This is a genomic window from Streptomyces sp. NPDC013455 (assembly GCF_040632975.1).
GTDB lineage: Bacteria > Actinomycetota > Actinomycetes > Streptomycetales > Streptomycetaceae > Streptomyces.
In genome coordinates this window covers 381,308-404,039 of the sequence record NZ_JBEYCX010000004.1, presented here as the reverse complement: position 1 = coordinate 404,039, position 22,732 = coordinate 381,308, and the positions used below count along the sequence as shown (strand labels likewise).

At 73.6% G+C, this 22,732-nt stretch carries 15 protein-coding genes; 9 read left to right on the top strand and 6 right to left on the bottom strand.

All coding sequences use genetic code 11. The features are described 5' to 3' along the window. Positions 1–214 precede the first annotated feature (214 nt). Positions 215–1,384 carry a transglycosylase family protein gene (locus ABZ576_RS10235; protein ID WP_360738302.1) on the top strand — a complete coding sequence of 390 codons (1,170 nt, stop codon included), beginning with the start codon at positions 215–217 and terminating at the stop codon, positions 1,382–1,384. Here the strand turns inward: ABZ576_RS10235 and ABZ576_RS10230 are convergent. After that, on the bottom strand, positions 1,374–2,771 hold the full coding sequence (locus ABZ576_RS10230; RefSeq protein WP_360738300.1) for a DMT family transporter: 1,398 nt from the start codon (positions 2,769–2,771) through the stop codon (positions 1,374–1,376). The genes ABZ576_RS10235 and ABZ576_RS10230 overlap by 11 nt on opposite strands. A 229-nt stretch (positions 2,772–3,000) precedes the next feature. On the opposite strand from ABZ576_RS10230, the gene ABZ576_RS10225 reads away from it, so the two are divergent. The 6 genes from ABZ576_RS10225 to ABZ576_RS10200 all read left to right on the top strand — a co-directional run bounded on the left by ABZ576_RS10225 (position 3,001) and on the right by ABZ576_RS10200 (position 12,065). Further along, the gene (locus ABZ576_RS10225) at positions 3,001–3,795 is read left to right on the top strand and encodes a (2Fe-2S)-binding protein (protein WP_360738297.1); all 795 of its coding nucleotides are present in this window, start codon (positions 3,001–3,003) and stop codon (positions 3,793–3,795) included. Between the two features lie 40 nt (positions 3,796–3,835). Next, positions 3,836–4,987, top strand: coding sequence for a glycogen synthase (glgA, locus tag ABZ576_RS10220; RefSeq protein WP_360738295.1), 1,152 nt, complete (start codon positions 3,836–3,838; stop codon positions 4,985–4,987). Positions 4,988–5,038: 51 nt separating this feature from the next. Beyond that, positions 5,039–6,259, top strand: a complete 1,221-nt coding sequence (glgC, locus tag ABZ576_RS10215) for a glucose-1-phosphate adenylyltransferase (RefSeq protein WP_360738293.1) — start codon at positions 5,039–5,041, stop codon at positions 6,257–6,259. A 259-nt stretch (positions 6,260–6,518) separates the two neighbouring features. Beyond that, positions 6,519–8,840, top strand: coding sequence for a GH92 family glycosyl hydrolase (locus ABZ576_RS10210; RefSeq protein ID WP_360738291.1), 2,322 nt, complete (start codon positions 6,519–6,521; stop codon positions 8,838–8,840). Positions 8,841–8,988: 148 nt separating this feature from the next. Beyond that, positions 8,989–10,320 (top strand): wax ester/triacylglycerol synthase family O-acyltransferase, encoded by a 1,332-nt coding sequence (locus ABZ576_RS10205; protein ID WP_360738288.1) that lies wholly within the window; start codon positions 8,989–8,991, stop codon positions 10,318–10,320. A gap of 218 nt (positions 10,321–10,538) precedes the next feature. Continuing rightward, entirely contained in the window at positions 10,539–12,065 is a 1,527-nt protein-coding gene (locus tag ABZ576_RS10200; RefSeq protein ID WP_360738285.1) for an SDR family NAD(P)-dependent oxidoreductase, read from the top strand. A 39-nt stretch (positions 12,066–12,104) separates the two neighbouring features. Here ABZ576_RS10200 and ABZ576_RS10195 read toward each other — a convergent pair whose 3' ends face one another. Next, the gene (locus tag ABZ576_RS10195) at positions 12,105–12,500 is read right to left on the bottom strand and encodes a hypothetical protein (RefSeq protein ID WP_360738283.1); all 396 of its coding nucleotides are present in this window, start codon (positions 12,498–12,500) and stop codon (positions 12,105–12,107) included. A gap of 494 nt (positions 12,501–12,994) precedes the next feature. Here ABZ576_RS10195 and ABZ576_RS10190 point away from each other — a divergent pair, with 494 nt between their 5' ends. Further along, the gene (locus ABZ576_RS10190) at positions 12,995–13,168 is read left to right on the top strand and encodes a hypothetical protein (RefSeq protein WP_107118423.1); all 174 of its coding nucleotides are present in this window, start codon (positions 12,995–12,997) and stop codon (positions 13,166–13,168) included. Positions 13,169–13,456: 288 nt separating this feature from the next. On the opposite strand, the gene ABZ576_RS10185 is transcribed toward ABZ576_RS10190, so the two are convergent. The 4 genes from ABZ576_RS10185 to ABZ576_RS10170 all read right to left on the bottom strand — a co-directional run bounded on the left by ABZ576_RS10185 (position 13,457) and on the right by ABZ576_RS10170 (position 21,221). Beyond that, positions 13,457–14,809: an amidase family protein gene (locus ABZ576_RS10185; protein ID WP_360738280.1), complete on the bottom strand. Its 1,353-nt coding sequence runs from the start codon at positions 14,807–14,809 to the stop codon at positions 13,457–13,459. A 205-nt stretch (positions 14,810–15,014) separates the two neighbouring features. Then, on the bottom strand, positions 15,015–19,736 hold the full coding sequence (locus tag ABZ576_RS10180; RefSeq protein ID WP_360738277.1) for a trypsin-like peptidase domain-containing protein: 4,722 nt from the start codon (positions 19,734–19,736) through the stop codon (positions 15,015–15,017). A 2-nt stretch (positions 19,737–19,738) separates the two neighbouring features. Beyond that, entirely contained in the window at positions 19,739–20,095 is a 357-nt protein-coding gene (locus ABZ576_RS10175) for a CU044_2847 family protein (protein ID WP_360738274.1), read from the bottom strand. Positions 20,096–20,153: 58 nt separating this feature from the next. Continuing rightward, entirely contained in the window at positions 20,154–21,221 is a 1,068-nt protein-coding gene (locus ABZ576_RS10170; RefSeq protein ID WP_360738272.1) for a LacI family DNA-binding transcriptional regulator, read from the bottom strand. Between the two features lie 221 nt (positions 21,222–21,442). Between ABZ576_RS10170 and ABZ576_RS10165 the strand changes: the two genes are divergently transcribed. Beyond that, a complete protein-coding gene (locus ABZ576_RS10165) occupies positions 21,443–22,729 on the top strand; it encodes a sugar ABC transporter substrate-binding protein (RefSeq protein WP_360738270.1) in 1,287 nt (428 codons plus the stop codon). Positions 22,730–22,732 lie beyond the last annotated feature (3 nt).

Below are 22,732 nucleotides of genomic sequence, written 5' to 3'. Positions count from 1 at the left end.
CGCTACGGCGAGCGCACATCCGACCCGCCACGCATGTGTACGCAGCGCGGCCGCCCTCCGCCTCAGTCAGCGGCACGTCGCGTCGGCCGGGCGCCCAAGAAAGGTCCGTTACCGGCCACTTGCCCCTGGCAAGCGGCCGATTCCCAGTCTTGTCATGGCCTGTTCGCCGCGCTTACGTTTTCCCCTCCTGACGCATGCCGAGGGGAATTCGGACATGGCCGTACGCGGCCGGCACCGCCGGTACCAGCCGAACAGGATCAACCGCGCCTCACTCACCGTCACGGCGGGCGGTGCCGGCCTCGCGCTCCCGCTGGTCGCCGCCGGCACCGCGAACGCCGCCGACGCGGCGACCTGGAACAAGGTCGCCGCCTGCGAGTCCAGCGGCAACTGGAGCATCAACACGGGCAACGGCTTCTACGGCGGACTCCAGTTCACCCAGTCCACCTGGGAGGCGTACGGCGGGGCCCGCTACGCGCCGCGCGCCGACCTGGCCACCCGGGACGAGCAGATCGCCGTCGCCGAGCGGGTGCTCGACGGGCAGGGGCCCGGCGCCTGGCCGGTGTGCTCGGCGCGGGCCGGGCTGGCCCGGGGCGGCGGCGGTCCCGGCGTACACCCGGACTCCGCGGCCACGCGCCCGGCCGCGAGCGCCGCCACGAAGTCCGCTCCGGCGCAGCCCCGTTCCGCCAAGGACGTCGCGCCGCAGACCACCCCCCAGTCCCGGGCCGGCCGCGCCGAGATGTACACGGTGGTGCGCGGTGACACCCTCTCCGAGATCGCCGGCGACCACCACGTACGCGGCGGCTGGCGGACGCTGTACGCGGGAAACCGCACCACCATCGGTGCCGACCCCGACCTCATCGTGCCGGGCCAGCGACTGGCCCTGGACTCCACCGCCACCAGGACCGGGCCCGCCAAGACCCCGAAGAAGAAGGCGCCTTCGGAGCATCCGACCACGCACCACCCGACGGCACCGGCCCGGCACGCGGTCGTCGCGCCGGTGTCCGCCTCCGTCGGCACCGGCTACCACGTCGCCGGCTCCCACTGGTCGAAGGGCTACCACACGGGCGTCGACTTCCTCGTCCCGACCGGCACCTCCGTGAAGGCGGCGGCCGCCGGGCACGTGGTGGCCGCGGGCTGGGGCGGCTCGTACGGCTACCAGGTGGTGCTCCGGCACGCCGACGGCCGCTACACCCAGTACGCCCACCTGTCGGCCATCGCGGTGCGGGCCGGTCAGAACGTCACCGCGGGCCAGCGCATCGGCCGTTCCGGTTCCACCGGCAACGTCACGGGCCCGCACCTGCACTTCGAGGTGCGGACGGGGCCCGGTTTCGGCTCGGACATCGACCCGCTCGCCTACCTCCGGGCCGGCGGCGTCAGGATCTGACACGCGTACGCCGCCTGTGCAGGACCGGCAGCGGCACATGGACGCCGACGGGCAGCGGGGTGTACGACGCGGGAAGCACGGCGGCGGCCCGCGGTTCGCCACGGCCGGCGTCCGCGCCGCCGCCTACCCGCCCCGGTGCGAGCAACTCCCGCAGCACTTCCTCGTCCGCCTCCGCGAACGCGGCCCGCCCCACCGCGTCCTCCACGGCCTGCCGCTGCTGCGGCACGCCGGGGCGCATGTCGGACAGGGCGTGCGCCGCGGTGGCGGCGGTGGGCGTACCGGGCGGGGTGGGCACGGTGGACGCGGTGGGCGCCTCGGCCGAGGGGCCGGGCGACGGAGACACGGGCCCGTTTGCAGCGGGCACGGCCGCGGCCGGTACGGCCGGCTCCGGTACAGCGGTGTCCGGTACGACCACGTCCGGTACGACCACGTCCGGTACGACCACGTCCGGTACGGCCAAGTCCTGTACCGCCAAGCCGAGTACAGCCGGTGCCGGTCCTGCCGGGTCCGGTGCCGCCGGCGTCCGTTCCGCCGGCTCCGCCGCAGGTCCCGGTACCTCCTGCTCCAGCCGCTCCGTCGTCAGCATGATCAGCCCGCCCGCCGTGACCACTCCGCAGGCCAGGGCGAGCACGGTGCCCGTGGTGCCGTAGCGGAACACCTCGCCGAACATCAGGATGCCGACCACGGCGGCCAGCACCGGGTTGACCACCGTCAGCGTGGCCAGCGGGGCCGCGAGGCCGCCGCCCCGGTACGCGGCCTGGGACAGCAGGACGCCGGCGGCCGCGAAGACGCCGATGGCCGCGAGCGAGGACAGCGCGGCCAGGCCGGTGCCCCCGCCCCAGTCGACGGCGACGGTCTTGGTGAACACCGACGCCATGCCGAACGCGATACCGGACGCGGTGGCGAGCAGCACGCTGCGCACCGCCGGGTGCCGGTGCGCGGCCAGCCCGGCGAACGCCAGCGCCACCACCGCCCCGCCGGTGACCAGGGCGACCGCGAGCCGCTGGGCCGGGTCGAGGGAGTGCCCGGCGGAGGAGCCGACCAGGGACAGCAGGACGGCGAGGCCCACCGTGGCCATGAGGGCGCCGCGCCAGGCGGTCGCGCCGGCCCTGCGGCCGACGCACAGCGCCGCCATGGGCAGCGCGAAGACGATGGTCAGCGCGCCGAGCGGCTGGACCAGGCTGAGCGGCCCGTAGGCCAGCGCCACGACGTGCAGCACCCCGCCGAGACCGTTGAGCGCCAGCGCACCCCACCAGCCCGGCCGGCGCAGCGGCAGGTACGCGCTGTCCGGGGAGGACACCGAGACCTGCTCCTGCGCGATCGCTCCGCCCGCGTAGGCGAGGGCGGAGACGACCGACAGGAGCACGGACAACGCCAGGGCGCTCATCGGTGTCTCCTTCGGGGGCGGCGGGCGTCCTGGGCCCGGCGCGGCGTACGGTCGGCTTCCATGGCGAACACTCTGCCCGCCCGCGCCCTGCGCGTCGTCGTACCTGAGCACGCAATGCGTCCTACTGCCGATGGAGTACACCGGCCGGGCGATCATCCCTGGGACGGGTGAACCGGAGGCGGGGGCCCGCCCGTCCGGCCGGACGGCGCACCTGGTACCCGTACCTGTCATGGACCTCGACCCCGATCTCGCCGCGCTGCGCCCCCTCGGCGGCTTCTTCGTGCTGCGCACACTCCCCGGCACGGCCGGCGGCGCCGGTGCGGCGCAGGCCGGTGCTCCCCCGACCGGACCCGGGGGCAGCGCGGGCCGGCTGCCGTCCCTCGCGGAGGTGTACGACGGGAACACCCGCGGCGGCCACCGCGATCCGGTGACCGTGCGGGTGAGCACCGTCGCGGACCGGCTCGGGACGCGCGAGCCCCGGGTCGCCGCCTCCATCGCCCAGCAGGGGCTCGCCGCCCGGCTCTGGTCGGCGGCCCTGGGCTGCGCGGTCCTGTACGGCCGGCTGCCCGACCTGGACCCGCGCCTGCTGCGCTGGGACGTCCACGCCGCCGCCCCCGACGATCTGTGGCTCACCGGGCTGCGTCCCCGGCCCGGCGACGCGGCGACGCTCGCCGACGCGGTGCTGCACGGCCACCTGGAGCCCCTGGCGGCGGCCCTGCGGGCCCGGTACGGCGTCGCCGCCGGTCTGCTCCGGGGCAACGCGGGCTCGGCGCTCGCCGCGACCGCCCGCGAGCTGGGCCGCTGGGCCCGCGCGCACGGCCGCAGCGACGTGGCGGCCCGCACCCGCGCCCTCACCGGCGAACTGTTCGCCCACCCGCTGCTGGTCGCCACCGGCACCCGCACCGGAACGGCCTTCCGGCGCCGCAGCTGCTGCCTGTACTACCGGGTGCCCGGCGGCGGGCTCTGCGGCGACTGCTGCCTCACCCGCCCACCGCGCTCTTCCCCGCGGGCCGCATCTGGGTGACCATGAGGAGAACGTGCCACCGGGACAAAGGGGTTGTCGGGTGCGAGTGGGACTGCTGACCCGGGAGTACCCCCCGGACGTGTACGGCGGCGCCGGTGTCCACGTGGAGTTCCTCGCCCGCGAGCTGAGCGCCCTGGTGGACCTGGAGGTGCACTGCTGGGGCGAGGGCCGCGGGGTCGGTGTCGTACGCCACCGCTCCTGGTCCGTGCTCGACGGCTCCAACGACGCGCTGCGCACCTTCTCCGTGGACCTCGCCATGGCCGCCGCCCTCGAAGGCCGCGAACTGGTCCACTCGCACACCTGGTACGCCGCCCTCGCCGGGCATGTCGCCAAACTCCTGTACGGCGTCCCGCACGTGGTCACCGCCCACTCGCTGGAGCCGCTGCGGCCCTGGAAGGCCGAGCAACTGGGCGGCGGGTACGCACTGTCGAGCTGGGCCGAGCGCACCGCGATCGAGGCCGCGGACGCGGTGATCGCCGTGTCGGGCGCCATGCGGGAGGACGTCCTCGCTTGCTACCCGGCGCTGGACCCGGCACGGGTCCACGTCGTGCACAACGGCATCGACACCCGGCTCTACCGGCCCGATCACGGCACCGACGCGCTCACCCGGCACGGCATCGACCCCGACCGCCCGTACGTGCTGTTCGTCGGCCGGATCACCCGGCAGAAAGGCGTGCCCCACCTGCTGCGCGCGGTACGGGAGATCGATCCCGCCGCCCAGGTCGTGCTGTGCGCGGGTGCGCCCGACACGCCGGGGATCGACCGGGAGTTCCGGGACCTGTTCGCGGAGCTGCGCCGGGTCCGGGCGGGCGTGTTCTGGATCCCGCAGATGCTGCCGCGCCCGGAGGTCGTGCAACTCCTCACCCACGCGGCCGTGTTCGTCTGCCCCTCGGTCTACGAGCCGCTGGGGATCGTCAACCTGGAGGCGATGGCCTGCGGCACGCCCGTGGTGGCGTCCCGGGTGGGCGGAATTCCCGAGGTCGTCGCGGACGGCCGTACCGGTCTCCTGGTCGACGTGGGCGACGACTTCGAGTCCCGGCTCGCCCGGGCGCTGGACACCGTGCTCGCCGATCCGCGGACGGCCCGGCGGATGGGGGAGGCCGGACGGGCGCGCGCGGTGGGGGAGTTCGGGTGGGACGCGGTGGCCCGGCGCACGGCCGGGCTGTACGAGGAGATCCTGAAGCAGGCTTAGTCCGGCCGGCTCGGGGCAGCCATGGTGTCAACCACGGTGAGGGGAGCGGCCATGCGTCGTGGAGGACCTTCCGTACTCGGGATCGTGCTGGCGGGCGGCGAGGGCAAGCGCCTGATGCCGCTGACGGCGGACCGGGCCAAACCGGCCGTCACCTTCGGCGGCACCTACCGGCTCGTCGACTTCGTCCTGTCCAATCTGGTCAACGCCGACGTGCTGCGCATCTGTGTGCTGACCCAGTACAAGTCGCACTCGCTGGACCGGCACATCACCACGACCTGGCGGATGTCCAGCCTGCTCGGCAACTACGTCACCCCGGTCCCCGCCCAGCAGCGGCTCGGCCCGCGCTGGTACCTGGGCAGCGCCGACGCGATACTCCAGTCGCTGAACCTCGTCCACGACGAACAGCCCGAGTACGTGGCGGTGTTCGGCGCCGACCACGTCTACCGCATGGACCCGCGGCAGATGCTCCAGGAGCACATCGAGGGCGGCGCGGGCGTGACGGTGGCCGGCATCCGGGTGCCGCGCGCGGAGTCCTCGTCCTTCGGGGTGATCACGCCGGGCCCGGACGGCCGTGCCGTCGAGCGCTTCCTGGAGAAGCCCGCCGACCCGCCGGGACTGGCCGACGACCCCGAGTGCGTGTTCGCCTCCATGGGCAACTACATCTTCACCACCAAGGCCCTGATCGAGGCGCTCCAGCGGGACGCCGAGGACGAGGGGTCCGTGCACGACATGGGCGGTTCGATCCTGCCCCGGCTCACCGCGCGCGGCGAGGCCCAGCTGTACGACTTCGGTGACAACCACGTGCCCGGCGAGACCACCCGCGACCAGGGCTACTGGCGGGACGTGGGCACCCTGGACGCCTACTACGACGCGCACATGGACCTGATCGCCGAGCGCCCCGCGTTCAACCTGTACAACCGTCAGTGGCCCATCTACACCCACTCCAACCAGCTCTCCCCGGCCCGGTTCGCCGCGGGCGGCATCGCGAGCGAGTCCATCATCAGCGCGGGCTGCCTGATCCGCGGGCAGGTCACCCGGTCGGTGCTCTCGCCGGGCGTCCGCGTCGACCCGGGCGCGGTCGTCCAGGGCTCGGTCCTGCACGACAACGTCCACGTCGGCCGGGGCGCGGTGGTCCGCGGCGCCGTCCTGGACAAGAACGTGGAGGTGCCGCCGGGAGCCACGATCGGAGTCAACCCGGAGCGGGACGCCGAGCTGTACACGGTCTCCAGGGGCGGGGTCATCGCGCTGGGCAAGGGCCAGCGGGTCCCGTGACCGGGGAGCGGGACGGCGGGTCACGGCGGCCGGGCCGGTCCCGCGCCCCGTCCGCCGCCGTACTCGTGTCCGGCCCGCGACACCCGGCCCGCCCCCGGCCGGGAGGCTTCGGACCGGCTTGCCGGCCGCGCGTCACCGGACGGCCCGGCTCGGCCCCGCGCGCGACGCGTTCCGGATAAAACACCAAGGATGCCCGGGTTTGCGGCCTTCGCCCCTCAGGATGCAGGCAACGATGTCCAACCTGCGGAGGTCATCCGACATGAGAGGGACCCGGCGCACGCGGCTCTGCCTGGCCGGGGTGATGGCAGCGTCGGCGCTGATCGCCACCCCCGCCGCCCGGGCCGCCGAGCGGACCGACGGCCACCTCACCGACCTGGTGAACCCGTTCATCGGGAGCCAGAACGAGGGCAACACCTTCCCCGGCGCGGCCGTGCCCTTCGGCATGGTGCAGCTCTCCCCGGACACCGGGCACAGCACCGGCTACGACTACACGCAGAACCGTATCCGCGGCTTCTCCCTGGTCCACCTCTCGGGCGTCGGCTGCCGCATCGGCGGCGATCTGCCCGTGCTGCCCACCACCGGCGAGGTCACGCAGACGGACTACGCCCGGTACGCGGCGGCCTTCTCGCACGACGACGAAGAGGCGAGCCCCGGCTACTACCGCGTCGGCCTGGCCTCCGGCATCCGCGCCGAACTGACCGCGTCCGCCCGCACCGGCGTGCAGCGCTACACCTTCCCGGCCACCGACAAGGCCAACGTCCTGCTCAACGCGGCCCAGGCGCTGCACAAACCGGTGAGCAGCGCGGTGGAGGTCCTCGACGACCGCACCGTGCGCACCGAGATCACCGGCCACGGCTTCTGCCGGGACACCGGCCCGTACACGGTCTACACGATCACCCGCTTCAGCCGGCCCTTCACCGCCTACGGCACCTGGAACGGGCGGACCGTCACCCCGGGCGCCCGCAGCGGGCCCGGCGGGGCCTACCTCCGCTTCGACACCACGAAGGACCGCACGGTCGAGGCGACCACCGCCCTGTCGTACGTCGACGCGGCCGGTGCGGCGGCCAACCTGCGCGCCGAGGGCGGCCGGCCCTTCGACGCCGTACGCCACCGCGCGCGCGAGGCGTGGGAGCGGCGGCTCGCCGCCGTCCGGGTGGCGGGCGGCACGCCCACGCTCCGCCGCACCTTCTACTCCTCGCTGTACCGGTCGTACCTCGCACCCAACATCGGCAGCGACGCCGACGGCCGCTACTTCGGCTGGGACCGCCGCACCCACCGCGCCCGGGGGTTCACCTACTACCAGAACTGGTCGCTGTGGGACACCTACCGCACCCAGGCCCAGCTGCTCGCCCTGCTCGCACCGCGCGAGGCGCGGGACATGGCGCGGTCGGTGGTCGCGGTCGACGAGGACGGCGGGTGGCTGCCCAAGTGGGGTTACGGCCCGGTCGAGACGAACGTCATGAGCGGCGACCCGGTCACCCCGTTCCTGACCACCGCCTACCAGGCCGGTCTGCTGAAGGGCTTCGAGGAGCGCGCCTACCGTGCGCTGAGGAAGAACGCCGACGGTGTGCCGCCCGCCGCGTACCCGGGCATCGGCCGGGAGGCCAACGCCGAGTTCATCGCCCACGGGTTCGCGCCCTACGTCAAGGGCCGCCCGTACGCCAAGATGGGCGACTCCGACTACCACCACGGCGCCTCGGTCACCCTGGAGTACGCGCTCGCCGACGCGATGCTCGCCCAGATGGCCCGCGGCCTCGGACACCACGACGATGCCGCCCGCTATGCCGCCCGCTCGCGGAACTACCGCAACGTCTTCGACCCCGCCACCGGTTTCTTCCGCGCGCGTGACGCCTCCGGCGCCTTCACCGGCTCGCCCGACCCGGCCCTCGGCACCGGCTTCCACGAGGGCACGGCCTGGCAGTACCAGTGGCTCGTCCCGCAGGACGTCCCGGGCATGGTCGACCTGATCGGCGGCACGCGCGCGGCCAACGCCCGCCTGGACGCCTTCTTCGCCTACGACCGGCTGCTCGCCGACCCGGCGAGGACGGCCCGCGAGGTCTGGGTGCACGGCGATCCGTACGCGTACTACAACGCCGCCGTCTACAACCCGATGAACGAGCCCGACCTCATCGCGCCCTACACCTACCTCTCCACCGGCCAGCCCTGGAAGACCACGGACGTGGTGCACGCGGCGCTGACCCTGTTCACCGACGGGCCCACCGGCATGACCGGCAACGACGACCTCGGGACCATGTCCGCCTGGAACGTGCTGTCGTCCATCGGGATCTTCCCGGTCCAGCCCGGCTGGGACACCTGGGGCCTGACCACCCCGGTCTTCGACCGCGTCGACCTCGCCCTGGACCGCCGCTACTGGCCCGGCGGCCGGCTGACGGTGACCGCGCCCGGCACCTCGGCCACCGACCGCTACGTCCAGGCCGTGCACCTGGACGGGAAGCCGCACGGCCGGACCTACCTGACCACCGGTTCGCTGCGCTCCCTGCGCTCGCTGGCGTTCACGGTCGGCCCGCGCCCGTCGGAGTGGGGTACGTCGCCCGCCTCGGCGCCGCCCGTCCTGCGGTGACCCCGGCCGTCTCCCGCACCCCGCCCCTTCCGCAGGGGCGGGACTTAATCTGGCGTTAACTGTGCGTAGCTTGATCGTACTTGACCGTAATCGGTCGCCGGGGATTGACTGCTCTGGTCCACCCGTCGTCGACGCGTGAGGCAAGCCCTTGACTTCCGACCTGCTCGCTCCACTCGACCTGGCCTTCTGGAACATGGAGTCCGACCGGCACCCGATGCACCTCGGGGCCCTCGGCGTCTTCGCCGCGCACTCGCCCACCGCCGGGGCCCACGCCGCCGACCTGCTCGCCGCGCGCGCAGCCGCCGTCCCCGGCCTGCGGCTGCGCATCCGCGACCTGTGGCAGCCGCTCGCCTTCGGCGGCGCCGCCCGCGAGACGGACCCGGACTTCGACCCGCTGAACCACGTACGGCTGCACGCTCCGACGAACGACTTCCAGGCGGTCGCCGGCCGGCTGATGGAGCGCCCGCTGGAACGCGGCCGGCCCCCGTGGGAGGCGCACGTACTGCCCGGCGAGGACGGCGTGTCCTTCGCGGTGCTGTTCAAGTTCCACCACGCCCTCGCCGACGGGCTGCGCGCGCTGAAGCTCGCCGCCGGCGTCCTGGACCCCGTCGACCTGCCCGAGCGCGGGCCCCGCGCCATCGAGCCGCCGCGCAGCCTGCTGTCCGACGTGCGCCGGCTGCCCGCACTGGTCCCCGGGCTGGTCAGGGGCGCGCTGTCCGACATGGGCCGGGCGCTGGACATCGGCGCCTCGCTGGCCCGGTCCACGCTCGGCATGCGCCCCTGCCCCGCGCTCACCTCCGCGCCCAGCGGCACCCGCCGCACCGCCGGGGTCGTCCTCGACATCGACGACGTGCACCGCGTGCGCAAGAGCGCCGGCGGAACCGTGAACGACGTCCTCATCGCCGTCGTCGCCGGCGCCCTGCGCCGCTGGCTGGACGAACGCGGTGACGGCAGCAGGGGCGTCGCGCCGCGCGCCCTGATCCCCGTCTCCCGGCGCCGCCCGCACGCCGCCCAGCCGCAGGGAAACCGGCTCTCCGGCTATCTGATACGGCTTCCGGTCGGTGAGCCCGACCCGCTGGGCCGCCTGCACGCCGTGCGCACCGCGATGGTCCGCAACAAGGACGCCGGCCCCAACCGGGGCGCCGGCGCGGTGGCCCTGCTGGCCGACCACGTCCCGGCCCTCGGCCACCGGCTCGGCGGGCCGCTGGTCGGCCAGGCCGCCCGGCTCTGGTACGACATCCTCGTCACCAGCGTGCCACTGCCCGGCCTCGGGCTCCGGCTCGGCGGCCACGAGCTGACCGAGGTCTATCCGCTGGCCCCGCTGGCCCCCGGACAGGCGCTGGCGGTCGCGATCTCCACGTATCGCGGGCGCGTGCACTACGGGCTCGTCGCCGACGCGCAGGCGGTGCCGGACCTGGACCGGTTCGCGTCCGCGGTGTCGGCCGAGGTGGAGACGCTGCTGGCGGCCTGCGCGTACTGAGCCGGCCTTCGACGGGCCGGACCGGGTGGGGGCCCCGGCGGGCCGGTGGGCCGGGGCCGTCCGCGTCGGCCGAGCGCGCCCGGAGTGGCGCGGGAGCGGGTGTGGCAGAGGGCTCACGGAAGCGGTTTGGCGCGTGGGCCGGGGCTCCGTAAAATTCCCCGTTCGAAAGCGGGCGCGAGTCGGAGCGCTGCGCGGGTGATCAGGGAAGCGGCAGCGCGATGACGGTGACAGAGGACGGCTCGGCGTCCATGGACGTGCCCACGGACGCCTCCATGGACGAAATGGTGTACGGGCCAGGGATCGACCCCGAGCGGCTGGCCGTCTGTCTGAGCGTGCTGGAGGAACTGGACCGGCTGGAGGTCGACCACCCCGACGCGATCAAGGTGCGCCGGGCGACCTCGCACATCTACCGCACGGTCAAGCAGCGCCGCCGCCAGGAGCGCCGGGCCGCCAAGACCGCCCACGACCGCAAGGTCACCGAGACCACCGCGACCGGCTCCGCCGAGCGCATCGACGACGAGACCGAGGGCATCCTGCCCTCCTCCAAGGTCGAGGACGGCCGCATCGCGGGCATACTCCAGCGCCCGCGCTCCTGCTACATCTGCAAGACCCGCTACGTCGAGGTCGACTACTTCTACCACCAGCTCTGCCAGAAGTGCGCCGCCGAGAACCGCGCCAAGCGGGAGGCCCGCGCCGACCTGACCGGCAAGCGCGCCCTGCTCACCGGCGGCCGCGCCAAGATCGGCATGTACATCGCGCTGCGCCTGCTGCGCGACGGCGCGCACACCACGATCACGACGCGCTTCCCCAAGGACGCCATCCGCCGGTTCAAGGCGATGGAGGACTCCGCGGACTGGATGCACCGTCTGGAGGTCGTCGGGATCGACCTGCGCGACCCGGCCCAGGCCGTCGCACTGGCCGACCAGGTCGCCGAGGCGGGCCCGCTGGACATCCTGATCAACAACGCCACGCAGACCGTGCGCCGCCTGCCCTCCGCCTACGCCGCCCTGGTCGAGGGCGAGAGCGCCCCGCTGCCCGCCGGCGAGCTGCCCGCGCACCACGTCATCGGCGCCTTCAACTCCGGCGCGGTCGGTGAACTCGGCGGGTCGGCCGCGCTGCCCGCCGGCGCCGGCAGCCTCGACGCACAGCAGGTCGCCGACCTCGCCCTGGTCGCGGGCAACGCCAGCGTCGCCCGGCACCTCGACGGAACCGCCATCGACGCGGGCGGCCTGCTGCCGGACGTCGTCGACACCAACACCTGGGTGCAGACGATCGACCAGATCTCCCCGGTGGAGCTGCTCGAAACCCAGCTGTGCAACTACACCTCGCCGTTCATCCTGATCAGCAAGCTCCGCCCGGCCATGGCCGACGCGGCGAAGAAGGCGGCGAGCGGCCGGGCCTACGTCGTGAACGTCTCGGCGATGGAAGGCGTCTTCGACCGCGGGTACAAGGGCGCGGGCCACCCGAACACCAATGCCGCCAAGGCCGCCATGAACATGGTCACCCGGACCAGCGCGGAGGAGATGTTCCGGTCCGACGGCATCCTGATGACCTCGGTCGACACCGGCTGGATCACCGACGAGCGCCCGCACTACGACAAGCTGCGCCTCGCCGAGGCCGGTTTCCACGCACCGCTCGACCTGGTCGACGGCGCCGCCCGCGTCTACGACCCGGTCGTGCGGGGCGAGGCGGGCGAGGACCTGTACGGCGTCTTCCTGAAGGACTACGCGCCCGGCAAGTGGTGAGCCGCCGGGCGGGTGACACACCCGGCGGGACGCGGGGCCTCAGTCGACCGTGCCGAGGCGCGCGTGCCGGGCCGCCACCAGCTCCAGCACCGTGCGCCAGTCCTCCAGCACGCCCGCGCCGGTACCGGCCGTGCGGCCCTCCTCCTCGGCCTGGCGCAGCCGCAGCACATCGTCGTCGGCGGGGCCCGCGTCCCCGCGCACCAGCCGGAACACCCGTTCCCCGAGCAGGGCGCGCACCGCCTCGGCCGCGGCGCGGGCCCCCGCCGCCGCGTCACCAGGGCTCAGCACCGGCCCGATCCCCTGCACCAGCCCCGCCACTTGAAGCTCCTTGTCGGCAGGACGGCTGCGGCGCAGCAGTGCCGCGGTGCGCAGCGCGTGCTGGTGCCGGCCGGCGTTCAGCAGATCCATCAGCTCCTCGACACTGCGCAGCTCCATGCGTCAGTCCTTCCCGCGAGACAGCCGTTGCCGCGTCAGCCGACCATGAGGAGCTTGACGCCCGGCCAACGGCGCCTGAACTGCGCCGGGTGCGGCCGGTAGTTGCCGTATGGGATCGAAGAGGCGTTCGGCAGTGTAGGCCGAGTGGGTGATTGACGAAGTCGTACGAGTGAGCGTCTTGTTCCAAAAAGCGCCATATTTAGGGGTATTGGAGTGCTCCGGAAGCGTATTGGTTACAGCTTGTTTGCACTCCCTATCGAGCGGATGCCTGCTCATTTGGTTAACCTGGAGCGGACGGACAGCAGTCAGGGGTCCCACCCACACCCACCGTCCGTTCTGGGGCTAGCCGGTTGACCACGGTCTGCTCTGCCTATGAGGTGCCGGCGCCACCGCGTCCGAACTGGCCTTCCATCCAGACCCGAGCGGGCGTCGAGCGCCGGAGCGCGTAATGTCCGGTCCGCCCCGAGGGTGACCCGACACATAAGGAGTGCGCGGTGACACCGGAGAAGACGAATCGCGACGAGCGCCCCAAGGAACGTACGGAGCGCAGGGGCCGAAGGCCCGGAGAACTCGGCAGCCTCGACGTGTGGGCCCGGTCCGCCCCGATCCGCCTGGCGGGGTACGAGGACGACCTCGCCGAGCCCCACATCCTGCCGAGCGTGGACTGACCCCCCCAGGGTCGGATCCGCCGCGATCGCCGCACGCATGGGCGTGACGGACTCACGCCCATGCCGGCCGGAGAAACCCCGGCCGAGGACCGGCCGAAGGACCGGCCGAAGGGCTGCCCCGAGGAACCGGCCGAAGGGCTGCCCCGAGGAACCGGCCGAAGGGCTGCCCCGAGGAACCGGCCGCGGAGCCGGCCCTCCCGGCACCGGAACTTCGCCACCGCCGACCATCCAGGCGATGTACGCGCCCCGGCGACGCCACCTCATCCGGCCCGGCCGACGGGACGCTCCCTAGCGCTCACCGGCCACCGGTGCCGTCCGCGGCCACGGGCTCAGCCGTTCCAGCTCCTCCGCCACGCTCAGCAGCACGCCCTCCGTTCCCGGCCGGCCCACGAGCTGGACGGCGCACGGCGCGCCCGAGGGCAGGGCGCCGAAGGGGACGGCCATCGCGGGCCAGCCGGTCAGGTTCCACAGCGGGGTGAACGGCGCGTACGCCGTGTCGGCGAGGATGTTCCGCAGCCAGCCGCGCTCGTGCCACGGGCCGGCCTGCGGGGAGCGGCGGGCCAGGGCCGGCGTGAGCAGCACGTCGTGGTCGTCGAAGAACGGCGTCAGCCGGGCGCGCAGCGCATCGCGGGCCCGGCCGGTGCGCACCTGGCGGACGAAACGGCGGCCCAGAGCCGCGTGCACCCGGGTCCGGCGGGCCAGCAGCGCCGGGTCCAGACCCGCCGAGTCCACCGCCGTACCCGCCGTCCAGTGCCGCAGCGCGGTCACGCCCAGGGAGAGCGGGTACGGCGGCTCGGCCCGCCGCACCCGGTGTCCGGCCCGTGCCAGCACACCGGCCGCCTGCCGGACCGCGGTCGTATACGGCCGGCTCACGCTCACCCCGGCGATCGGGCTGCGCGGGGAGGCGGCGATCCGCCAGGTCGTCCGCGACTCCTGGCGCGCGAAGTCCGTGTCCGCGAGGACCGCCAGCATCAGGCGCAGATCCTCCACCGTCGTGGCCAGCGGACCGTTCTCCGACATGCCGAACCAGTCGCCCTCGCCGATCCCCGCCGGCACCACCCCGCGGCCCGGTTTCAGCGTGACCAGCCCGCAGTTGGCGGCCGGGATGCGCAGCGAGCCCATCCCGTCGTTGCCGAGCGCCAGCGGGACCAGTCCCGCGGCCACCGCCGCCGCACTGCCGCCGGAGGAGCCGCCCGCGGAGCGGGAGAGGTCCCACGGATTGCGGGCGGTGCCGTACGGGCCCTCCGTGGTGCCGAAGACACAGAGCTCGGGCACGTTCGTCAGGCCGACGACCACCGCACCGGCCGCCCGCAGCCGGGCCACCGTCACGTGGTCCTCGGCGGCCGCCACGTCCAGGGTGGCGGCGGAACCGTTGCGGCACGACTCGCCGCGCACCGCCAGATTGTCCTTGACCGCCAACGGCACGCCCGCGAGCGGCAGTTCGGTCAGGTCGGTCCGGGCGGCCACCTCGTCCGCCTCGGCGAGCGCCGCCTCCGCCCGGACCTTCCGGAACGCCCCGATCCGGCCGTCGAGCCGCTCGATGCGCGCGAGGTGCCCGGCCACCACCTCCCGGGGCGTGACCCGCTTCTCGCGGACGGCGGCGGCGATCTCGGCGGCGCTCCGGCCGGCCCAACTGCTCACAGGCGCTCCTCGTTACTCATGGGTACGGAAGACGGGCAGGGAGAACTGTGCCCGGTCGCGGGCCGCGCGTCGAGGGGGCGGGCACGGCACACCCGGCCGCTCGTCCGTTCGACGACCCGGCCTCTCCCGCCCGCGACCCGGAACGTCCGAGGCCGCTGTCCCGCGCGTCGCCGCGGGCTCACGGGGCCGGCGCTCGGACGCGACCTCACGTGGCCGGCGCTTCGACGCAGGCTCGCAGGTCCGGCGGGAGCAGTTCCAGCATCCGTCCCCGCAGGGCCTCGCCCGGACCCGTCTCCCGGGCGAGGCGGAACAGCCCGAGGTGGGCGTCGGCGGTCGCCCGGAGGGTGAGGAGCGCCTCCGCGGCCTCGACGCGGGCGGCCACGGGGGCGGCCGGGTCCGCGAGCGTGTCCCGCAAGGCGCGCACGGCGAGGTGCCGCACCGGACGGTAGCGCGCCAGCGCCTGCGCCGCCCGCACCCGCTGCCCGGCCGTCGCGCCCCCGGCGTCCAGCACCCGGCGGCAGGCGGCCACCACCTCGTTGCCCACGTCCAGGCTCTCCCAGGCGGCCGCCGCGGCGAGGTGCGCCTCCGGGTCCGTGGTGCGCGGGTTGGAGAGGGCACGGAGGAGGGCGCGGCCCTCCTCGCCGAGGTCCTCGGCCAGCAGCGCGGCGGCCTTCGCCCTGACGGACAGGGAAGCGGCCGGGCCGGCGGCCAGGGCGCGGGTGAGGGGGATGCGGTTGTGGGCACCGCTGGTGGGCAGCGACTCGCAGATGCGGACGCTGAGTTCGGGTGGGGTGGTGGGGTCGGCGGCGAGGGGGTACCAGAGTTCCGTCGGCGTGCCGTCGCCGGTCTCGACCGCGGCGATCCGGTCGGTCAGGGGCGCCTGCGGGTCCTCGGCCCAACCGAGCAGGAGGGCGTCCACCTCACGCTGCGGGCCTTCCTCGCGGAACAACCGGTACAGGGGGCGGAGCGTGGTGACGGCTGACACCTCGCGCGCTCTCAACAGTTCGAGCCATTGGGCCAGAGCCGCTCCGGGGTCCACGCCCGCAAGGACACCCGTCGGGGTGTCGAACTCGTCCTGCCCCCTCCTGCCGAAGCTCAAGAGCTCCCAGAACCCCGGTGAAGGAATGTAGGAAGCGACCGAGGCCTGGTCGACGTGCATGCTGAGGCGGAGCAAGGGATCGGCGCCGCCCTGCGTGGCCATGCGCTGTCTCCACTGCGCGTAGGGCATCCAGCCGATGGAGTACGCGAGGGCCTGGTATCGGGGACCGGGGTCGATGTCAGGGTCGTCCGCGATCCGCGCGAGCGCACGCCGCATCAGCGGGACCATGGCAGCCCGGTACTCGGTGTGGTGCCTTTCGATGGCCAGGAGGGAAGCCGCGGGGACGGTCTCGTCGTCCAGGAGTGCCTCGATGCGGCCGCGGAGCGGGGTGTCCGGCAGGCAGGCGTCGGCGAGTTCCAGCAGTTGCCCCAGCTGCTCGTCCAGGATCCCGGGCTCGTCCAGCATCCGGTGGAGTGTCTCGGAGGCCGTGCGGAGATCGATCTCGGCCAGTTCGGCGAGGGCTTCGATGCGGCCCACCGTGCCGGACAGGACGTCGTCGGCCAGCGCGCGCAGCACGCTTGCGGCAGCGTCCCGCCGCCCTGTGGCCAGGAGGTGCTCCGCGACCCGGCGGCGTACCGAGGTGGGCAGAGTGCCGTCGGCTGCCAGGCGGGAGAAGGGCTCGTGCTCGGCGGTGTCCTTGTGCAGGAGCTGGACGGCCGACCACCGATCGGAGGCTGCCACGTCGGGGTCGGTGACCAGTGCCGTCAGCGTGCCACGCACCTCCGTGACCTCTCCGGCCTGAAGAAGACGTGCGGCGCAGGTCAGCCGATCGCTCACGGTTCGCTTCGCGTCGGTCAAGGCGGAGAGCATGAGCTCCCTTTCCCTGGCCACCTCTCCCAGGTCGAGAAGAGTGCCGGAGAGCCGGATGGCGTCGGCCTGATCCGGCGCGTCGGACAACAACGCATCGACACAGGAGCGTGCTGTGTCGAGTCGGCCGAGTTCCATTAGCCGCTCGACGGCGGTCCGGCGGGTGAAGTGGCCCAGCCTGCTGTCGCGTGCGGCCTCGGCGACGAGGCGCGGATCATCGCACCTGTGAAGGACGGACTGGATGAGTGAATCCGATGCGGTCGCGTCACGGAGCAGGTCGTCCAGCACCGTGTGTGCGAGGGGGCCGTGCGCCGAGAGTGCTCTGACGCGGAGGTACGGGGGCGCGGAGGCGTCCTCGGCCAGGCCTTCCAGTACCTCGGGTGACGTGTTCCGGAGCAAGGACCCCAGCATGTGCCGGAACCGGTGCGAACTGATCCGGTCGTGGACCGGGTTGGCCGCCAGGGCTTCGCCCAGTCTCGTCACCGTGTCCCGGTCCGTGGCGTACCCGATGGTCCCCACCACGGAGAAGATGTCGGTCTCGTCGAGGTCCGTGGCCGTGGCCAACAGGCCGGCGAGCGGCTCCGTTGCGGCGGTGCCGTCCAGGCGCAGCGCCGCCGTGGCAGCCAGCAGCCGGCCACCAGGCGGTTGGCAGGGGTCCCGCGTGAGGGCCGACAGCCGGTCGAGGGCGGTGGAGGGATCGCCCGCCGTGGCGGCCAGCCTGGCGGCGGTGATGCGCTGCCGCACGGGGAGGTCCGTCTCACCGGCCAACGCGCCGGCCAGGTCGGACGCCTTGCGGCCCACGCGCCGCACGTACGTGTCCAGGGCATCGAGACGCGGCTGGTGGGGGATGGTGCGGTCACGCACGATGTCCCGCAGGTCCTCCTCGTGGAGCACCGCGTACAGCCGGGCCAGGACCGTGCTGTCCCGCAGGTCCCCACCGGCCGACACCTCCCGCCCGTGCAGCTTGATCACGGCCCGCGCGAACCACGCCACCAGTTCCCGCTCGGTGCTCGCCTCGTCGCTCAGGATGGTCGCGCACAGGAGCAGCTCCCGCCAGCCGCCCGCCCGTACGGCGGTGCGCAGGAAATCGTGGAGCGCGTGTCCCCGGGCGCGCCACGCCGCGGCCATGAAGAGGATGACGTTCGGCCGTTCGGTGTCGATCGCCTCGCGCAGGGTGCGCAGTGCCTCCGGATCGCCCGGGTCCAGCCGTCCGGCGATGGCCTGGCCGGCCAGGTACTCCTGGATCGTGTGGTGCAGGAAGGACAGGCTGCCCGACCGCTGCGTGACCAGCCCGGTGAAGGTCAGCGCGCGCAGGACGACGTCCCGTTCCGGAGGTTCGCCCCGGCCGTCGGCGGACAGCAGGTCGAGTACCTGGTCCAGCAGGGGGCGCGTGTCCCCGGCCTGCCGCCGCTCGGCCACCGGGCTCAGCACGTCGTGCACCCGGGACAGCAGCGCGGGGGTGATGCCGTACCCGCCGGCTCCGCCGTTCCCGAGGTGCTGTGCGCCCTTGCGCCGGAGCAGCTCGATGAACCGCGCGTACAGCTCCGCCGGGTTGCGCGGCAGGTCACCCGTGGCCGTGACGATGCAGATCATGGTCAGGTACAGCGGGTTCTTGGCGACCTCGCTGAGCCGCCCGTGGCGCAGGTCGGCGATCAGCCACTGCGCCCGCCGTGCCGGGTCCGTCACCTCCAGCGCCTCGAACCAGGCCCGTGCGACCTTCCGGATCTCCTCGTCCCCGAACTCGAGCAGGGTGTACCGCTGGAGCGACTTCAGCTTGTGCATCTCCGAGGTGACCAGCGAACGGCTGGCCACCACGAACCGCATGTGCGGCTCGCGCGCCGCCCAGACCTGTATGTGCTGGATGACCTTGTTCCGCTTGTTCGTGTCCAGCACCTCGTCCAGGCTGTCGACGCAGACGAGCCAGTCCACGCCCGGCAGCGGAGCGGAGGCGAACAGCTCGGCGGACGGCGACCGGCGCAGGCCCGGGAGGTCCCGCCGTACGGCCTCGGCCAGCGCCTCGGGGACGGGGCGGTCGCCGAGCTGGTCCGCGGCCACGCGCACGGGTATGTACGACGGTGCGGCCCCCGGGTCCTCCAGCCAGGCGTCGGCGGCCGTGTACGTCAGCCGGCGCAGCAGACTGGACTTCCCGGCGCCCGCGCCGCCGGTGAACAGCACATGGCGGTGGCTGCCGAGCACGCTCTCGGCGGCGGGCTGTTTCCGCTCGCCCGGCTGCCGCTCCGGCGCGTCCTTGGTGTCGGACGCGTCCTGCTGGACGTACACCGTGGACAGCGGGATGTCCCGGGTGCCGCTGAGCAGCACCGCGTAGGGGTGCTCGTCCGCTTCGGCCCGTGCCGCCTCCAGGTAGTCCCGCAGGCCGGGGCCCGGGTGGCGGAAGCCGCCCGCCCGCAGCTGTTCGTCGCTCAGTGTCCGCAGCCAGGCGACCGGCGGCTCCGGTGCCGTGCAGCGCGCGAGGATCTCCGCGACGGGCACCAGGTGGGCGCTGCCGGCCAGGTCGGAGCGGGCCAGCATGCCGCAGACCGCACCGGTGCGCTCGTTGACCACGGGGCTGCCGCTGTAGCCCTCGCCGACCGGTGTGCCGTAGCCGCGCGGCATGGGCATCGGGTCGTCGAAGCTCAGCCGGGAGTCGCCGAGGTATTCCAGCGCGGCCCACTGGCCCGGCCGGTAGTGCCCCTGCGGGTGGCCGTGGGCCCGCATGCGGTCACCGGGCGACAGGGCGGGGGCCGTGAGGACCACGCCGGTGCGGGCGGCGGCCGCGTCGAACCGCAGGAACGCCAGGTCCAGTCCGCCTGCGGCCTTGTGCTGTTCCCCGTCCGACAGCGTGACCGCGAGCTCCAGGCCCGTTCCGACGATCCGCGCCCGGACGCTCCGCGCGCCCGCCACGACATGGGCACAGGTCACCACGACTCCGGGGGCGATGACGAAGCCGGTCCCGTACCCGTCGCCGTCCGGGAGTTCGAGGGCGACGGTGGCCGCCTTCAGGTGCTCTGTCCAGTCGTGCACTCCTAGTCCCCGGGAGGCTCCGGGGCGGTCCACTCCAGGGTGACCTTCCAGGTGGACCTGGACGACGCCTTGCCCACCACGGCCAGGAACTGACCCGTGTCGAAGGAGACGTCGCAGCCGAACTCGACGGTCGCCCTGGACGCCCCGGTCTGCCGCAGCCGCGTGCCCATGGCGCGGGCGACCGCGGTCAGGCCGTCCAGCACGGGCTCCAGGCGGGGCCTGCGCCAGCCGATCTCCTGCTCCTCGCCGAGGGCCAAAGCCGCCTTGCCGCCGCCCGGCCCGATCGCCAACAGCACCTTCTGGCCGTCGATCTCGACCGGTACGACCGTCTCGCCGCCCGCGTCCCGTTCCTGGTCCAAGCCCGCTCTCCTCTTCCCCGCCGCGTCCGGAGGGCTCATCGTAGCGGCGGACGGTGCCTCAAGTGGACGGAGCGGCGGGCTGGTTGGCCGGAACCGGCGCCGTGCTGCCCCGGCCCGTGAGCCGGGGCACGGGCACGCCCACCGCGCGTGCCGCGTGGCCGTCGAGCAGGGCCAGCAGCTCCCGGGCCGCGGTGCGGCCGAACCCGGCGCTGTCGCGGGACAGCGCCGACAGCCGCGGCGTGACCATGCGGCACAGCGCCGAGTCCTCCCAGGAGACGACCGACACGTCCCGCGGGACACGGAAGCCCAGTTCGGCGGCGGCGGCCACGCCCGCGACGGCCATCACGTCGTTGTCGTAGATGAGGGCCGTCGGGGGCGGGGCGGTGCCCAGCACCCGGCGGGTCACCGCGGCGCCCTCCGTGTCGGAGTAGTCGGTGGTCACCGAGCGGACCTCGGTCAGGGCGCGCCGCCGCGCCTCCGCGCGCAGCGTGGCGATACGCCGCCGGGTGTGGGCCAGATCGGGCAGGCCGGCGATGTGGACGATCCGCCGGTGTCCGAGGGCCGTCAGCTCGTCCACCACGGAGGCCATCGCGCCCGCGTCGTCCGCCCAGACCGTGGACAGCCCGGAGTGGCCCGCGCCGGGTGCGCCGCCGATCACCACGGCGGGCAGCCCGAGTTCGTCCAGCAGGTCGGGCCGGGGATCCGCGGCACGGGGATCGGCCACCAGGACGCCGTCCACCCGGTGCTCCGCCCACCAGCGCCGGTACACCGCGCACTCGTCGGCCACGTCCCGCGCCACCTGGAACAGGAGCCCGAGGTGCCGCTCGGCCAGGACTTCCTGGATGCCGGAGACGAGCTGGAGGAAGAAGGAGTCGACGCCCAGCGTGTGCGCGGGTCGGGCGAGGACGAGACCGACCGTGGCCGCGCCCTCGCCCGACAGGGCGCGCGCGGCCGTGCTGGGGCGCCAGCCGAGCTGCTCGGCGACCCCCCGGATCCGGGCACGGGTCGCCTCCGAGACGCCGGGGCGTCCGTTGAGCGCGAACGACACGGCGCTCTCGGAGACCCCGGCGCGACGCGCGATGTCCTTCATGGTCGGCCGGCGTGCGGGGGACCGTCTGGTCGGCACGTCGCCCCCCTTCCTTCCCGACGGTGAGCTAAAGCGCTTGAGTGTCAAGACTCTAAAGCGCATTAGCGAACTGCGGCCGGTTTTCGGTCAGAATCTCGTGACCAGCACTGATGAACCCCCTTTTTCTTTAGTTCGGACGAGTGCATTGACTTTCCGCGAAAGCCGCGTGCAAGGTCACTGGCGCCAGCGACCGCCGACCCCGGCAAGGGAGCCGTGTCACCGTGCCCATGTCCCGCAGAGCCCTCGCCGCCGCCGCTGCCGCCCTCCTCCTGCCGCTGAGCGCCTGCGGCTCGGGCGCCGACGACGGCGGCACGGCCGACGCCTCCGGCGAGGTGGAGGGCGACATCACCTTCCAGACCTGGAATCTGCGCGCCGGCTTCAAGCAGTACTTCGAGGATTTGATCGCCGAATTCGAGGAGAAGCACCCCGGCACCCGGGTGAAATGGATCGACCAGCCCGCCGAGGGCTACCCCGACAAGCTCGGCGCCGATGCGGCCGGCGGCACCCTGCCCGACGTCGTCAACGTCTCCCCGGACCTGGTCGCCCCGCTCGCCGAGGCCGGCCTCGCCCTCGATCTCGACAAGGCGGCGGCGACGTACCGGCCGGAGTACCTCCAGGGGGCATGGGCCAGCCACCGGATACCGGGCACGGGCGGCACGTACGCCTTCCCGTGGTACCTGAACACCGGCCCGCTCTTCTACAACAAGGCCCTGTTCGAGAAGGCCGGCCTCGACCCCGGCCGGCCGCCGAGGACCTACGGCGAACTCTTCGCCGACGCCCTGCGGATGGCGAAGCGGACCGACGGCGAGGTCGCCACCCTCGCCAACGTCCCCACCATCGAGGACTTCGGCCGCTACGGCGTCCCGCTCATGAACGAGGACGGCACCGGCTTCACCTTCAACGACGCCAAGGGAGTCGAGCTCCTCACCCGGTACAAGGAGCTGTACGACGCCGGGGCCCTCGATCCGCAGGCGCTGACCGCCACCCCGCAGTCCACCGGCAAGAAGTTCCTCACCGGGGCCGTCGCCATGAACCCCGGCAGCGCCCTGGACCTCGGCAACTTCAAGAAGAACGCGCCCGGCCTGTACCGGAACATCGGCATCACCGACCAGATCACCAGCACCGGGCACGTCAACATGTACGTGATGGGCGTGATGGTCAACTCCCGCACCCGGCACACCCCGGCCGCGGTCGCCTTCGCGCACTTCGTGACCGACGCGCGGCACCAGATGTCCTTCGCCAGGAAGGTCGCGATCTTCCCGAGCACCGCCGGCTCCCTGGACGACCCGTACTTCACCGAGGAGGACGGCACCGACGAGACCCGGGTGCGCGTCGCCGCCGCCAAGTCGCTGAAGAACGCCGTCAACTACACCCCCGTCCTGTTCAGCGACCAGATGAAGACCGCGCTGCGCAACGAGGTCGCCAAGGCGCTCCAGGGCAGACAGAGCCCCCGGGAAGCCCTCGACAACGCTGTCGAGGCCGCCGACCGGCTGCTCGCGCGGGACTGACCG

Excerpts from the sequence above, each read along its gene's own strand:
- ABZ576_RS10235 (WP_360738302.1), top strand. The coding sequence starts at position 215 with ATGGCCGTACGCGGCCGGCACCGCCGGTACCAGCCGAACAGGATCAAC.
- ABZ576_RS10230 (WP_360738300.1), bottom strand. The coding sequence starts at position 2,771 with ATGAGCGCCCTGGCGTTGTCCGTGCTCCTGTCGGTCGTCTCCGCCCTC.
- ABZ576_RS10225 (WP_360738297.1), top strand. The coding sequence starts at position 3,001 with ATGGACCTCGACCCCGATCTCGCCGCGCTGCGCCCCCTCGGCGGCTTC.
- glgC (WP_360738293.1), top strand. The coding sequence starts at position 5,039 with ATGCGTCGTGGAGGACCTTCCGTACTCGGGATCGTGCTGGCGGGCGGC.
- ABZ576_RS10210 (WP_360738291.1), top strand. The coding sequence starts at position 6,519 with ATGAGAGGGACCCGGCGCACGCGGCTCTGCCTGGCCGGGGTGATGGCA.
- ABZ576_RS10200 (WP_360738285.1), top strand. The coding sequence starts at position 10,539 with ATGACGGTGACAGAGGACGGCTCGGCGTCCATGGACGTGCCCACGGAC.
- ABZ576_RS10195 (WP_360738283.1), bottom strand. The coding sequence starts at position 12,500 with ATGGAGCTGCGCAGTGTCGAGGAGCTGATGGATCTGCTGAACGCCGGC.